General features: G+C 42.0%; 12 protein-coding genes and 1 tRNA gene. 5 read left to right on the top strand and 8 right to left on the bottom strand.

Annotated features, from left to right (window positions below):
* Window positions 1-144: 144 nt before the first annotated feature.
* The gene (locus LEP1GSC060_RS02040) at window positions 145-1,002 is read right to left on the bottom strand and encodes a hypothetical protein (protein WP_036095209.1); all 858 of its coding nucleotides are present in this window, start codon (window positions 1,000-1,002) and stop codon (window positions 145-147) included.
* Window positions 1,003-1,076: 74 nt separating this feature from the next.
* Here LEP1GSC060_RS02040 and LEP1GSC060_RS02045 point away from each other — a divergent pair, with 74 nt between their 5' ends.
* Together LEP1GSC060_RS02045 and LEP1GSC060_RS02050 are read left to right on the top strand one after the other, a co-directional pair.
* A complete protein-coding gene (locus tag LEP1GSC060_RS02045; RefSeq protein ID WP_002995412.1) occupies window positions 1,077-1,637 on the top strand; it encodes a polyhydroxyalkanoate synthesis regulator DNA-binding domain-containing protein in 561 nt (186 codons plus the stop codon).
* 50 nt (window positions 1,638-1,687) lie between these two features.
* A complete protein-coding gene (locus LEP1GSC060_RS02050) occupies window positions 1,688-2,563 on the top strand; it encodes a HEAT repeat domain-containing protein (protein WP_002995158.1) in 876 nt (291 codons plus the stop codon).
* A 139-nt stretch (window positions 2,564-2,702) separates the two neighbouring features.
* Here LEP1GSC060_RS02050 and LEP1GSC060_RS02055 read toward each other — a convergent pair whose 3' ends face one another.
* From LEP1GSC060_RS02055 to LEP1GSC060_RS02075, 5 genes are all read right to left on the bottom strand, one after another.
* Window positions 2,703-3,905, bottom strand: a complete 1,203-nt coding sequence (locus LEP1GSC060_RS02055; protein WP_002995134.1) for an MFS transporter — start codon at window positions 3,903-3,905, stop codon at window positions 2,703-2,705.
* 78 nt (window positions 3,906-3,983) lie between these two features.
* A tRNA-Val gene (locus LEP1GSC060_RS02060) sits at window positions 3,984-4,060 on the bottom strand.
* 136 nt (window positions 4,061-4,196) lie between these two features.
* Window positions 4,197-4,766 (bottom strand): DUF1569 domain-containing protein, encoded by a 570-nt coding sequence (locus LEP1GSC060_RS02065; RefSeq protein WP_002995290.1) that lies wholly within the window; start codon window positions 4,764-4,766, stop codon window positions 4,197-4,199.
* 209 nt (window positions 4,767-4,975) lie between these two features.
* A complete protein-coding gene (locus LEP1GSC060_RS02070) occupies window positions 4,976-5,467 on the bottom strand; it encodes an Mpo1 family 2-hydroxy fatty acid dioxygenase (protein ID WP_002994826.1) in 492 nt (163 codons plus the stop codon).
* 51 nt (window positions 5,468-5,518) lie between these two features.
* Entirely contained in the window at window positions 5,519-6,277 is a 759-nt protein-coding gene (locus LEP1GSC060_RS02075; RefSeq protein ID WP_002995170.1) for a helix-turn-helix domain-containing protein, read from the bottom strand.
* A gap of 905 nt (window positions 6,278-7,182) precedes the next feature.
* Between LEP1GSC060_RS02075 and LEP1GSC060_RS02080 the strand changes: the two genes are divergently transcribed.
* On the top strand, window positions 7,183-8,352 hold the full coding sequence (locus LEP1GSC060_RS02080) for an AraC family transcriptional regulator (protein WP_002995542.1): 1,170 nt from the start codon (window positions 7,183-7,185) through the stop codon (window positions 8,350-8,352).
* A 291-nt stretch (window positions 8,353-8,643) separates the two neighbouring features.
* Here LEP1GSC060_RS02080 and LEP1GSC060_RS02085 read toward each other — a convergent pair whose 3' ends face one another.
* Together LEP1GSC060_RS02085 and LEP1GSC060_RS02090 are read right to left on the bottom strand one after the other, a co-directional pair.
* Window positions 8,644-9,609 (bottom strand): hypothetical protein, encoded by a 966-nt coding sequence (locus tag LEP1GSC060_RS02085; RefSeq protein WP_036095211.1) that lies wholly within the window; start codon window positions 9,607-9,609, stop codon window positions 8,644-8,646.
* Window positions 9,610-9,734: 125 nt separating this feature from the next.
* Window positions 9,735-10,238: a tellurite resistance TerB family protein gene (locus LEP1GSC060_RS02090; RefSeq protein ID WP_002995267.1), complete on the bottom strand. Its 504-nt coding sequence runs from the start codon at window positions 10,236-10,238 to the stop codon at window positions 9,735-9,737.
* Between the two features lie 116 nt (window positions 10,239-10,354).
* Here LEP1GSC060_RS02090 and metG point away from each other — a divergent pair, with 116 nt between their 5' ends.
* Window positions 10,355-12,511: a methionine--tRNA ligase gene (metG, locus tag LEP1GSC060_RS02095; RefSeq protein ID WP_036095142.1), complete on the top strand. Its 2,157-nt coding sequence runs from the start codon at window positions 10,355-10,357 to the stop codon at window positions 12,509-12,511.
* A 198-nt stretch (window positions 12,512-12,709) separates the two neighbouring features.
* On the top strand, window positions 12,710-15,373 hold the full coding sequence (locus tag LEP1GSC060_RS02100) for a [protein-PII] uridylyltransferase family protein (protein ID WP_002995456.1): 2,664 nt from the start codon (window positions 12,710-12,712) through the stop codon (window positions 15,371-15,373).
* Window positions 15,374-15,381 lie beyond the last annotated feature (8 nt).

Here is a 15,381-nt window from a genome sequence, read left to right on the forward strand (position 1 = left end):
GCGGTCGCTCGCCTTGAATACGATCGTATTTTGCGAGCGAATCGCCCCCGCCTTTGTACGTTTTAGAACCTGTGTTTGAGAATAAGGCGACAAGAATGAAATCTAATAGGTTTTAGGACAAGTTCAGTTCTTAAACGCAAACTCTCAGAGTAGTGCGTCCATCCAATCGAGTATTTTTTTCAGTTTGATTTTTTCCAAATTCGAATCGGAAGTCCGTTCGATTTTTTCGACCCGAATTGCGGTAGGTCGGATTCCGGTTCTGAACTCAAAAACCAATCGTCTGCCGTTTTCGGATCCGTAACCCAAATCCGGTATAGAATAATTCAAAATTTCGAATATTTCTTTTTCTGAATATAATTCCCGACAAAAGTCCTTGATCCCGGCGGAAAGATCCTGAAAAAGATTTTCCCGTTTTACGTCCCTGATTCCGATCACCGGCGGAACGATCGCCCTTGGGGGAAGATTTTTCAATTGGTCCACGGTCTCTTTTACGTTCAGTCTTTCCCAATCCGCAAAAAGTAATCCGGGTTCGTATTCTTTAAATTTTTCCTTGAGCGCGGATAACTCTCTGCAAGGAAACGTTTCCCATCCTAAAACTTTGAGATGCGCTCGGATTCTTTGAAACAAAAGCGGTTCGGGTCCGATCACGATCGAATTCAATCCTTTTTTTCGAGGAACATTTTCCAACGGGATATCGACGATCCGAGAAGTATGAAGATCTAAAAAGTAATTCAGTCCTTGCTGAAATAGATTCCTCAAGAGATAGGATTCCATTCTACCGATCAATAACGGCTGTTTGGACCAATCGATTGCGGTTCGTAACGATTCGATCTCGATCGTTTTCCGAACTATAATTTGTCCCGGATCTGATTCCGGAAATCTTCCGGCTCCCGCCCATTCCTGAATTGAAATTTCTTTCCAATCCAAAAGCGAGAACAGCAGCTTTTCTTCCTTTTTTGTAAGCCCGTTTAAGAAGAGGCAATCGAACGGTAGGCTTGTCATGGATTTTGCTTGACCGAAGGCTTTTCCGGCGAATTCTAGAATTGTGCGACGCGCAAAAGAAGCAACCAATTAAAATGAAACTTCTAAAACGATATGCGAATCGTAGGCTCTATGATCCCGAAACGAGCAAGACGATTACTCTCGAAGACGTCGCGGAGATGATTATCCGCGGAGAGGAAATTCGCGTGATCGACAATATGTCCGGTTCGGATATCACTCCGAAAATTCTCGGACAAACTTTTCTCAAAGTTTCTTTAGGACAAAGAAACGAAGAGTTTTCCAACTTCATGCTTTCGGCTCTGATCCGCGAAACCGGTAAGGACATAAGTTCCCTCTTCGGTAGATTGGTGTTAGGCGGAATCGGCGCGAGTTATCTGACTCGGGATCGTTTGGAAAAAATTCTCCAATCCATGATTTCGTTAGGCGAACTCAAACTCGAAATGGCGACGGAATACAGAGACGATCTTCTTACTCATATGGCGAGCAGAGCCTCCGAAAACAAACTCAGAATTCAAGAAGACCTCAAAAAGATCGGTAAAGAGCTGGAAGAATCCGCCGAAGCCGATCTTCCATTGGAAGACCTTTCCGAAAAAATCCGCAAAATTGCGGAAAGTGTAAAAGAAAAGGAAGCCTGAAACTTTAAGCTGAAGATTTCAAAAACCGATATTACAAGGGAGGGAATTTCATGTTTAAGAATATTTCGATCTCTATCATTCTGTTTTCTTTCGGCGTTTCGCCTTTATTCTCCTCGGATAAGGCGGTTGAATACGCCGACAGAGCGTACTTCGAACAGATCCGAAAACTCGAATCCGGTTCTTACGAAGAAAAATTAGACGCAGCCGATTATCTCAAATTCGTTAGCAACAAACTTGCGGTCCGTCCTCTTCTAAACGCGCTCCGAGGAAATCCCAAAGTTCCTAAATCTCTTGAAAATCATCCTTATCTCAAGTTTACGGTCGCTCAAGCCCTTTCGGTAATCGATCTGGAAGTCGCCATCAAACCGACCATTGAAGAATATAAAAAATTGGAACCCACCATCCAAGAAAAGGACGAACCTTTTTTCACTTCGAAAGAGGATTATACGATGGTGATCGCAGTCGGTGAGATTTTAAGAACGATCGGATGTTATCCTTATGCGAAAGAATCCGAAGACGTTCTGATCAACGCACTCAGTCATCCGAATTATTATATCCGCGCTTCCGCCGCAGACGGTTTGAAATATATGAATCGCAAGGAAACCGTAAACTTTCTAGTTTCCACCTTTGAAAAAGAAAAGAACGATTTCACAAAGGCCGCCCTTCTCAATTCCATCGTTAACATCATGAGAGTTGCCGATAAAAGTTTTTATAATCTCTGCGATATGCTCAAGAGCGAAAGCCCTTCCGTTCGTTATCGTGTTTCGATGGCTCTCGGAGAAGTCGATTTGAAAGCGGCGGAGTATTATCTGCGTCAGGCTCTTTTAGTCGAAGATAAACAACACGTTCGGGATCAGATTCGTAAGGATTTGGCGTCCGTTCTCGGTTTTAAACTGCCCACGATTTCCGTGATTCTGGCGGAGTAAGTTTTTTCCCGTACGTTTTACAAAACTTGCGGATGGATTCTTCCAAAACGCGCATTCGTTCCGTATGAATTTGAGGTTTTGAGATAAAACGCAAATCGAAAAAGAAAAACCAAACCGGTCATTGGAAAGCTCCTGTAGTTCAGGGGCTTTTTTGTTGTTTGGGTTCTTCCAAGAAAAAAAGATAAATTCCTGCGATCAAAGCCGCGACTCCCGAAACGACCAAAGCCACGTTGGAGTTCCAACGAACCCATAAATATCCGGTGATCGAGCTCGCGAGAATCATACAAATACTTTGAAATGCGTTAAACGTTCCTAACGCGGTCGCGGTTTCCGTTTTAGAAACTAAATTGCTGATCCAAGCTTTCGAAATTCCTTCCGTAGACGACGCAAAAATTCCGTAACCCGAAAATGAAATCCAAAGAACCCAAGCCGATTCGCCGAATCCCATTCCAAAATATACGAATGTGTAACAAATCAATCCGAAGATAAATAACTTCTTCAGTCCGATCTTATCCCCTAAGATTCCGAGCGGATACGCGGTGATCGCATAAACAATATTATAAAAAATATAGGCTCCGATCGAGGAGGAATCGTCCATTCCGGATTCTTTTAATCTCAAAAGCAAAAATACGTCCGAACCGTTGAACAACGTGAAAAACAAAATTCCTTGTGTTAGATTTTTGTAAGACGGAGAAGCGTGTTTCCAATATTTAAAAAAAAGAAAAATCGAATATTCTTCTTCGTCTTCCGATTTTTGAGGGATTGTTTTTTTTTCGCGAATCCAAAATGTAAATAGAATGGCGAAACATCCCGGTATAAACGCTAGAAGAAATAATTCCTTGTATCTTCCCGGATAAAAGTAAAGAAACACGAGCGCGCAGATCGGTCCGAGTACGGCGCCTAACGTATCCATGGATCTATGAAAACCGAAAACCGCACCCTTATTTTCGATCGTGGTTTCGTCCGAAAGAAGAGCGTCCCTCGCAGCCGTCCTAACTCCCTTTCCTAAACGATCTGCAGTCCTGACAAAAAATACCCAAATCGGAGATACGAAAAATGTCATCATCGGTTTGGAAAGTGAACTTATAAGATAACCCCATCGTACGAAAGGCAATCGTTTCCCGCTGAGATCGGACATTCTTCCGAAAGAGCCTTTGCTAAATCCTGCGGTCGCCTCCGCCACTCCTTCTAAAATTCCGATGAGAAAGATCGAAAAACCGATTTCCTTTAAATAAATGGGAAAAATCGGATAGAGCATCTCGGATGCGATATCCGCAAACAGACTCACAAACGAAAGAACCAGAATTGTTTTTGTGATAATTCTCTTGGAAGGATTGGACATAAAGAACGAAACTTTCGAGTTCGACTCTTCGGTATGAGAAAAACAAGATCAGAACGGACCCTTTTCGCGAAAAAAGGGTGGTGGGAGATACTGGGATCGAACCAGTGACCTCTACCATGTCAAGGTAGCGCTCTAACCAGCTGAGCTAATCCCCCGTTCGCGGTCGCTTTCCAGAATTTGTTTCCCGTACAATTCGTAAAGAAGATTCCGCACTTTTCCATTCATTCTACGTTTTTCAAAAACGAATCGATTCGAAACGTCCACTCTTCAAAATTTTCCACAATCTATTTCTTACGAATGAAACTGCAAAAAACTGAAGTGATTGGCGATATGCATCGAGTGCGCCAGATCGTATTCTTCTTTGGACAAACTTCCGTAAGCGAAATGCGGTTTTAACTCTCCGTCGTAGGTTTGAAACTTAAGAACCGCGTCCCGTAAAACCGAAAGGCTTTCCTTCCAGTTCGTATCGGTTCGTATTTCCGTTCCACCCGGAATCGGAGCCTCTAGATCGTGGGACATTTTTTGGGAAAATGCGAACTTTAAGAATACGAGTTTTCCGATCGTATTCTGAAAAAACGCGCTTTTGTTTTCCGGATAACCTTGGATCGAATATTCGATCGATTGAGCGCAGTGAAGAAACACCTTACCCGCGTCCCAACTTCCGTATCCCTGAATTGAATTCAATTTTTTGAATGTTTCCAATTCGTTCAAAACTTGGGAGAGAGAAACAAAAGACAGGTTTTTGTTCACGAGGTCGGAGTTACATCCTATAACGGTCGGGAGGAGCGCGCCGCCCGCGCCTGCAAGGACGAAAAATTTTACGGAAGAATTCAGAAATTCTTTTCTGTTCAGCTTTTGCATGTCAAATTCTCTTCTTATGATTTTCAATGAATTACAGGTGCAACGCAGGAACTCAATAGGTTAGGAATTAGGGGTTAGGGGTTAGGGATTTTACAGAAGAAGAAAATCTGTCTTTGTTAAAGTCCAATCCCTCTATTAGGAAAAATCCCTCTGAACCTCTGAACCTCTGAACCTCTGAACCTCTGAATTCTATCCACTGATTCCTAGTATTAGTAAGAGATTCCCACTTTTTTATAGAAATAACTGAGGCACCAAGCCGGACCGATCAATAAAAACTGAATATCTTTAAAGAAGGAAGGTTTTTTGCCTTCTACCTTATGACCGATAAACTGAAAGATCCAAGCCACGATAAACACGCCTACGGACACGGCAATCAAAGTGGAAACTCCCGAAAGGGAAATATAATAAACTCCCGCGAGCATCACCGCGACCATTGTCATCATTCCGATAAACATAACCACGGAAAGTCTGAGATAAAAAATACCTGCGATCAAAACGAAGATCGTCGCCCAGTTTAAAAAAAGTCGCGCCTGACCTAACGATTCGGGAACGATACTTTGAATACTTCCGGAAGGAATGGACCAAAGCATTCCGAGTAACGTAAACATAATGGTCGGCACGGCGATCCAGTGAATTCTTTTATTGATCCTATTCTGATGACTCTCTGCATATTCGTTCAGCCATTCTTCAATCGTTTTCATATCCCGCTCCTTCTTGTAGATTTAAGTCGTTTTTTAATTTTTGACTTTCTTTTAGAGTCGACTATCGTCCTCGATTTTGCAGAAGATTACTTGAACGGAACTGCTATTTTTTAAAAAAAGAGAAGGTTTCAAGCCGAACATTTCCCGAAAAGTTCGGCTCATATGAGCCTGATCCGCAAAACCCGCTTCGTGAGCGGCGACAGTCAAAGAATTTCCCTTGGAAAGTGCAAACACACAGGTTTTGATTCTGAGCCACTGAACGTATTTTCTCATCGGAATTCCGACCTCTTCCTTAAACAAATGCATTAACCTGCTTTCGGATAAACCGGTGGAAAGAGTCAGTTCTTCCAAAGGAAGATTTTCAGGCATGGACCGGGCGATTTTTTGGACGACTCGTTCGATTCTGGAATCCCTTTGTTTTCGGAAGTTCCTATTTGGATCGAGTTCGTCCAGGATCTTTTTCCAGAGAAGGATCGCTTCTTCGGAAGTCGAAGGTGGAGTTAAAAACTTTATAATTTTTGCATATATTTCCGGTTTCAATTCCAAATACTCGGAATCAAAATCCAAAATCGGTCCTTGAATACGAACACTATCGGGATCAAAATGAAAAATGAATATGTCTTCGTTAGGAGTTTCCAGTTGTTGTTCCACGTTAGGACGTACGAAAATCGCCTTGGATTGAATCCAATCCGTAAATCCCGTTCTAAAACGGAAGGGTTTTCCTCCGCTCAAAAGTAAGGAAGCGCTATAGTGTTCGTGCAATTCGTTGGCGATCGGAACTCCGGTTAAAAGTACGTTGGAGCCTATCAAAAACAACTTCCCTGCCATCACGGGAAAATTTAGGAAACATTGAACTCATTGCAACTCACTTTTCTAGTGGCTAGGTTTTAGGGGTTAGGAATTAGGGGGGCTTGTAGCGTTCTAGAAAAGTTTTTTTGTTTTAGGAGTTTAGAGATTTCTGAAAAATTTACGTTTTCATAGTTTAACGTTTCATTGTATTCCGGACGAACCGGGTCCGGGGGTTTCAAGTGGCTAGGGGTTAGGAATTAGGGGGGCTTGTAGCGTTCTAGAAAAGTTTTTTTGTTTTAGGAGTTTAGAGATTTCTGAAAAATTTACGTTTTCATAGTTTAATGTTTCATTGTATTCCGGACGAACCGGGTCCGGGGGTTTCAAGTCGCTAGGGGCTAGGAGTTAGGTATTAGGAGCTTTTCTGAATATGCAAGTTAGGGATTAGGGGCTAGGAGTTTTTCTGAATATGCAGATTTCCTTGTGTTTCCACAAAAAATCCCCCGGAGAAGGGGTGAGCGGAGACCTTGGCTCCGCTCAGGGGAAAACTTTCCCCTACCCCAAGTCCTAAAATCCGATTCCTAACCGTATCACTTGCCACTTGAAAAACGCGTTAGTGCATGATCTACTAACGCGAAATCCTGTTTCCGCAAGAGTCAAATAGTTTTGGCTAAAAACAAAAAGATAAAATTTTCTCAAATCACGAATTTTTTTAAGGAAGTAACAATTTATAATTCTCAAAAATAAAAAACGAGCAAAAGCTTGAAAACACCTTGTTATAATCGATACGGGTAAAGCTGTTCGCTCATACGAACGGAGAAACTTGTTTTGAAGGAATTGTTTGAACTACCAAATAAAAGAACATTTCCATCCCGTAAAAAAAAGTTTCTGGAAAAATAGGAAACAAAAAACAACTAAAGGATTCGGATGTGGAAGAGGTTGAATATTATTCTTTAGCGGCAACGTTATACTTTATGATTGCCGCATTCGGGTTTTTCAAAAAAAATAGACAAAAAAAAATCGGCTCTCCGGTGCTGTTTTTCTTAATGTCCTGTGTTTTTTGGTCTTTTACGGCCACGATTTTTATTTCGGAAAATACACTCGTAAAAAAGTTGGCTCAGTATTTTTACGCCTACTTTTCGATCGCGGTCGCTTTATTTTTTATGAACTTCGCCGTAAGTGCAAAGAACGGAAATCTTCCGTATGTATATTCGGATTTTACGGCCCTTCGAAAATTGCTCCTTCGCAGTTTTGCCTCCACCGCCGCCATTGTAGTCGTCTGGGATTTGCTTGATGAATTCAAAATTCCTAATCTATCCGAGATCGTATCATTAGGAATTTTTTTGTTTTTTGTCTATCTTCTATTCCAAAACTTAATTCTTTTGCGTTTTTCGAAAAACAAAAAAACTTTGATCAAAATTCTTCCTTCCATCGGTTTGTTACTCGTTATAAAACTAACGGAAGTGTTCCGTTATTTCGAAGGTTCTAAAGTCATCGAGCCTATCCATAGGATCAATTATTATTTCTTAATTCTTTCTCCGATTATCTTGAGCGAATGTATTTCGATGATCTCCGATATTCAAAAAACACAAAACGAATTTCTATTGAGCGACGATTCGGCCGGAGAAAACAACACGGACAAAAATCTTTCTCATCGTGATTCTTCCGCCCAGGAAAAAAGATCTCTTTTGGAAGATCTCAATATTGAAAAAGTAGAAAGCAAACTCACCGAATTGATGCAGAACGAAAAGATTCATTTGGACGAAGAACTTCGCCTTCCCTCTTTAGCTTCGGAGATGGGCCTGTCCGTACATCATCTTTCCGCTTTTTTGAACGAACATATGGGAATGAATTTCAATTCCTTTATCAACCACCATCGAGTGAAAGAGGCAAAAGTGATGCTTCTTGAGGAACCGGATCGTTCCATTCTTTCGATCGGAATGGCGGTCGGATTCAGCTCTTCTTCCGCTTTTCACAGAGCCTTTTTGAAAGAAGCTAAAAAATCTCCAAAGGCTTTCCGAGAAGAAAATCTTCCGAATTACAAAAGTAAGGAAGATGAAATGGAAGACTTACGTTCCAGATATTCGCATTCGATCTAATGCGCTTTGACGGTAAAACATTGTTAGAAAACTTTACAAGGGAGTCGCGATTCGATCGGGATCGAATTCTTGAAATTCGATCCGTTTCGACAAACGATTGGGGTTTTTATTTTTAAAAACGGATTGTACTTTCGTATTTTGTGGGAACTTCGTTTCGGCAAGTTCAGTAGATTGTGAATTTTGTAACGTCTTAAAAGATGGATTGCGCTTTTACAAAGTACGATTTCCTGATTCAGTAAATTTACTATCCGCTAAAATCCATTCACTGACTCCTAACACGCGCGAGGTCGTTCAATTGCGATGAGAACGATTTCTTCCTATGATCGTATATAACCCCTTTGCGACCGTTTGAAGCATCCTCGTCATCACACCTTTCAATTTGATCTTTAAAAACAGTTCCAAAACGAGTTCCCTAAGCGCGAGGTCGAAAGGTAAATTATAATTCCGCCATACAATCGTAAAATGAAACGGATAACTCTGTTCGGGTTTATCCTGAGAATGAGGAGCGAAATGAATCAGAGTTCCTTCCACCGTCGTTTCGTCCGAATTGATGTGTTTGAATTCCACATAAATCCGAACCCTGTTTTTAAGAAACGGAAGTGGAATTACCTGCAACCCCGCGAGCTCCGACCAAGTGATGTCGCTTAACGATAAAAATCCTCTCGTTTCTCCGGCCAACACCCCGATTTTGAGAGTTCCCCTTTTGCCGAGTCTACAGGATCCGCTTTTGGTTCTAAAAAGAATTTCAAGAGGAGAACCCGAATCCATGTATCCGCCTTCGATCGCGATATCGTGCAATTGAATCGAATACGTAGGAGTTAAAGTTTTATCCACGATGGAAATCGATCCGTTTTCTATTTTCATATTTTGGAATACGATTTTTCCGCGTTTGGGCATGAGTCCTATTTTTTTATGGGGACTTATGATGTTCGTATAATCCATATGAAAATTTTTGAATATAGAAGAGGGAAATCTCAACTTTCCCTTAAAGAGGGAAAAAAAATCGATCTTCAGATTTAAGGAAGAAACTCTCGCATAAACCTGATCCGTTTTTAATATACCCGGAAATTCGATCGTACAATTTTTGGAGATTACGTAAAAAACCGGAAGTAAAATTCCGGAAGAGATCCATCGGAATTTGAAATGACGAAACGAAAAAAAATTAACGAGGAGTTGCAGGACGGGACCGGAAACCAAAAACTGAATACCGGCGTAAACGATTAGAAGATAGAATAACGTTTCCCAAACCCAATTCATACGGATTTTACGCGCAGAAAAGCCGCGCCAAACGGAAAGCACGTTATGCGCTCTTTGTGAATGGGAAAATTGTAGGTTTTAAAGGAAACCGAAAAGAAAAGAGGATCGTTTTTCAATCGAGGCGTTTACTTCTTTTTCCCAAGAATTCTGCTTTCGATATTCTTCTTGTCCATCGAAGATATTTCGAGTTCCTTTGCGAGATCGTCCAAAAATTCCTTTTCCTTTTTTGTAAGAGCTCCGTCCATCGAAACGATAACACACGCGTCCTCGTAAAAACCGGCGGCCATGATCGGATTTCCTTCCGAAAAATTACGAACCGTTTTTACGGGAAGTGGATTTTCAAACACGTCCGATAACTCGGCGAGGATGGAAGTTTTTTCGCTTTGATGATCGAAGAAAATACAACCTTCTTCAAAAAGCGCTTTCACCATCTGCCCGACCAGACTTCCTTCCTTTTGATGAAAGATTCCGTCGGCCATACAGGAATAGGACCAAATGCTGACGAGAACCTTTGCATAGTTCATCTTCAGATGGAATATTTCCTGTTCCGGATTCATTTCTTCTCTGAACTTTTCATAGAATTCATGCCCCGGCAGGACTTTACTTGCAAGGGATGAAAGATTCTCCATTGGCATCGGGAGTTCCTCCAGGTTTTCAGAAAATTCTATCCGAACCATTGATTTTGCAATGAAAATCCGAAAAGAAAGACGTTGATTTTGACCTAAATTTTAAGAACCTGACTTTTGTGAACTCTTCTTCATCTCACAGAAAGATATTGGTTACTTCCGCGCTTCCTTATGCAAACGGTCCGATTCATTTGGGCCATGTGTTGGAAGGAATTCAAACGGACATTTGGGTTCGTTTTCAAAAAGCGATCGGAAACGAATGTTATTTCTTTTGCGCGGACGATACACACGGAACTCCCGTGATGTTGGCGGCGCGCAAGGAAGGAATCACTCCCGAACAACTCATCCAAAGAGTCGGGCAAGAACACTATCGAGACTTAACTTCTTTCGGAATTCGTTACGATCATTATGATTCCACACATTCTAAAGCGAATCAAGAAATTTCCGAAGGTATCTATCTGAAACTGAAGGAGAAAGGACATATTTCGAGAAGAAGTATCGAACAGGCTTATTGCGAAAAGGATCGGATGTTTCTTCCCGATCGTTTTATCAAAGGTGTTTGCCCCAATTGTAAATCGAAAGATCAGTACGGTGATAACTGCGAGGTTTGCGGAGCGACTTACAGCCCTAAAGATTTGATCGATTCTCACTGCGCTTTATGCGGAACTTCTCCCGTCGTTAAGAACTCGGATCATATCTTTTTCAAACTCGGAGACTTTCATAAAAAAAACGAACAAACGCCGCTATCCAAAGAGAAACACACGACCCAATCCAATGCGGATTTCGATTTGCAAGACTGGGTGGAAACGAGCGGAGTTGTTTCCGAATCGGAAGGTGTTATAAAAAAATTAAGGGAATGGTTCGATGCGGGGCTGCAAGACTGGGACATTTCCAGAGACGGGCCTTATTGGGGTTTTGAAATTCCGGGCGAGAATCATAAATATTTTTACGTTTGGTTGGATGCTCCCGTGGGTTATATGGCTTCTTCCAAAAACTTTTTTGAAAAAAATTTTCCAAACGATCCGAATCGGTTCGATTCTTTTTGGAAAGATAGAAACTCGGAGATCGTTCACTTTATCGGTAAGGATATATTATACTTTCATACTTTATTTTGGCCGGCGATGTTGGAAGGAAGCGGTTACAGGGCCCCCTCCAAAGTTCACGTTCACGGTTTTATCGGAGTGAACGGAGAAAAAATGTCCAAGTCTCGCGGAACGTTCATCAAGGCGGAGACGTTCGTAAAACACTTGGACCCGGAACATCTTCGTTTTTATTTGGCCGCAAAACTTGGGCCCGGAATGGACGATATCGACCTTTCCTTTGACGATTTTGTACATAAAGTGAACGCGGATCTCGTGGGAAATTTAATCAATTCCGTTTCCAGGGTTTCCACTACGATTTTGGACGTTTTGGATCGCACGTTAGGCGTCGTTCCCGAGGAAGGGCGCGTTTTGCTTGAGGAAATTCTCAACCAGCCGGTAAAAGTCGGAACGGGAGAGGATTCGATTCAAAATATTATAAAAACTGCATACGAACAAAAAAACTACGCGAAAGTGATGAGGGAAATCACTCGTCTAGGAGATCGGGTAAATCGTTACGTAAACGACAACGCTCCCTGGAAACTCGTTAAAGAAAATCCGGAAAAGGCAAGGGAAGTCGTAACTACAACTTTGAACGCGAACCGATTTCTTGCGATTTATCTTTATCCCGTGGTTCCTAAAATTTCGGAGCAGATTTACAAACTCCTAAACTTGGAAGGGACCCCGCAATTTCAGGATTTGGATGTTGCAAACATATTAGAAAAAACGAAAGTAAATCCGTACGAAATGATCACCAAACGCGTGGATGAAAAGGCAATTAACGTTATGCTGGAAGAAAACAAACAATCCGAACTCCCCGAAAAAGAAAAAACTCCCAAGTCCTCCGAAAATTCCGGTAAGGAAGAACGGATCGAAATTTCGATCGAAGACCTTTCCAAGATCGAACTGAGAGTCGGTCAAATCGTGGAAGCCGGTCCGGTCGAAGGCGCCGACAAACTCGTAAACGTAAAAGTGGATCTCGGCGAACTCGGGATCAAAAACGTTTTTGCGGGGATCAAAGTCGCTTATCAACCGGAGGATCTCAAGGGTTTGAAAGTTGTTGTCGTCGCCAATCTCAAACCGAGAAAGATGAAGTTTGGAATTTCGGAAGCGATGTTGCTCGCTTCGGGTGAAGGAGAATCTTTGAGTTTGTTCGTTCCTCATAGGGACGCCAAACCGGGTGATAAGCTGAAATAAACAGTCGTTCTTGTTTTGCGTTGATTTCTCGCAGGGTTTTGTTACGGGAGTTCCGTAACTTTCAACCTTAGATAGAGAAGAATCGATTTTGAAATTGGGTTTCTATCTTTGTAAATTTTAGTCGGACTTTAAAGTCCGACGTTTCGGAAAAGAAAGATTTAAAAAGTCAGTGGATAATGTAATAATTAATAACATAATATGCCTTTACAATTGGATATCACATACAGTTTTCAGAGACTCTTGGAAAAGAGTAAAAACGTGGGCGGTCGGCTCGTATCCAGACAACTGACTCATATCGTGGATTCTTTTATCCTTTCCAAATTTGAAAGTTCCAAAGTCGGATTAAAATCCGGAGATCAACTCTGTATCGTTGCAATGGGCGGTTACGGAAGAATGGAGATGGCGCCTCATTCCGATATCGACCTATTGTATCTGCACAACGGAATCAAAGAACAAAAGTTGGAATCGATTATCTCCAAGATCAACACTTACCTCTACGATTCCGGAAAGGAAGTCGGACATTCCTGTAGAACGATCAAGGAATGTTTTCGATATCTGGACGACATGTCTTCTTATCACGCGTTTTTGGACGCTCGTTTTCTCGCCGGATCCAGAACCATATTCGAAAAGTTTAAAACGAATTTCTTGGAGAAACTTCCCGTTAAATGGACAAAACGTTATAACGAAATCAAGGAGGAAATTTTAACCTCCCGGTTTCTCAACGAAGAACGTCCTATTTTGTTAAGCGAACCGAATCTGAAAACGGATCTCTGCGGGCTTCGAGATATCCAGTATATGTTTTGGATGGAAAAACCCGTCCGAAATCTACCTTCACTGAGCGGATTGTCCATACTGCCGGTTTTTCAAAGAGGAGAAATCCAACTCCTTCAGGAAGCCTACGATTTTATACTACGCACAAGAATCGCGATGCACAGGATCACTTCCCGAAAGACGGATCGATTGGACCTAAGTCTTCAACAAGAAGTGGCGGAGTATTTGGGTTACGGAAAAAAAGAGGAACTTTCCTCCGTAGAAAAGTTCATGCATGCATTGTACCACCATCAGAAGAATGTCTATTTTATTATCCGCACGTATTTGGATTCCATCATCGAAAAAAGAAAAAGTTCTAAAGGGGAAAGTTTTTCTTACGAGGATCTTCATTTTTTTAAGATAGACAACACGGTATTTCCACCCGCCATCGGAACGTTGTTTACGAACCCGCATACGATTTATAGGGACGTTATGCGTTCTTTTCGAATGATTCAGGAAAAGAATTTGCAGGTTTCCGGTACGTTGTTAAACGAATTCAGATTTGCGGCGAATTTTTTGGACGACGACTTTAAGTATTCACCCGAAGTAAACGAGGATTTTTTAAAAATTCTAAGAACCCCTACTCGAAGAGGAACGGTTTTGAAGTTGATGCACGAATCCGGCGTTTTAGGCGCGATTTTACCCGAGTTCGGAGCATGTACCAACTTCCCGCTGTTCAGTTATCATCACGAGTTTACCGTAGACGAACATACATTATTGATTTTGCATGAACTCGATCTGTTGGATCGGGGAGAATTTCAGGACGCAGAAGTTCAAAAAGCGTATCGGGGATGTTCCAAAATAGAGTTGTTGGCGCTTGCGATTTTGTTACACGACGCCGGAAAGATAAAAGAAGGCGACCATTCCGAATACGGAGCAGAACTCGCAATTTCGGTGGGAGACAGACTCGGGCTCGACGAAGAGGATACGGATCTCTGTCGTTTTCTCGTGGAAAAACACACTCTTATGTCGGAGTTGAGTTCCAAGAGGGACATAGGCGATCCCAAACTGATTTTGGATTTTGCGAAAATCGTAGGAAGCCGAGAAAGATTAAGAAAACTTTATATTCTTACGGTAATAGACACCAAGTCCGTGGGAACGGGCGTTCTTACCAACTGGAAAAGCGCGATCTTGAACACTCTCTATCAAAATACGATTCCTTATCTCGCAACCGACTCGAAAGAAGATTTTGAAGAAGCCGGTCCGACTCGCGAAGTTCAATTGGAAAATTTAAGGAACTATCTCGTCGCCAAAGAGGGTATGGACGAAAATATCTCCAAAGCCGTCGTAACGTTCGCGGATAAAGTGTCTCCTTCTTCGTATGTCAACACTGTATCCAATCGTAAAATATTCAGGAATTTTAAATCGATCGGAGCGCTTGCACAAAACCCGCCTTTAGGAATGATTTTCGAAACGGAACAGGATCCCGCGTTCGTCACAATCGACGTCGTTACCGCAAATCAGCCCGAAATTCTTTTGGATCTATCCTGCGCCGTTTCTTCCGAAGGACTCAGTCTTTTAGGAATGAAAAGTTATACTCTCGGCGAGTTTTGGATCACGACGGTTCAGTTGACCGATTCGGCGGGAGGCGGAAATCTTTCGCACGAAAAGTTGAACCGAATCGAAGCCAAACTCAAATCGATTTCTTCCGGAAATTTGAAAAGGGAAAGTATCGCGTTTCAAAGAACGGATTGGAATCCTCGCAAACCGGCTCCGGAAAGTATCGTCAATCGATCGGTTTTATTTTACAACGAAGACCTTCCGGACGTAACGATCATGGAAGTAAGAATGCCGGACGTCGTCGGTTTGGTTTATCGAATTCTTCAGATCATTCTTCATCTGGATCTAAAGGTGCGTTATTTGAGAGTATCGACAAGCGCCGATTATGCGTATGATTCTTTTTACCTTCAAACATCCGACGGAGTCAAACTGGAAGATCCGGATCTACAGTTTACGTTACGGGAAAAAATTCTTACCATCCAATTCGGAGAACAAATCTTGGAAGAGTCGCCCGCGTTTCAAGTGGCGAGGGTTTTAGGTTTTAGTGGCTAGAGGTTAGA

This window comes from Leptospira weilii serovar Ranarum str. ICFT (assembly GCF_000332415.1).
GTDB classification, from domain to species: Bacteria; Spirochaetota; Leptospiria; order Leptospirales; family Leptospiraceae; genus Leptospira; species Leptospira weilii_A.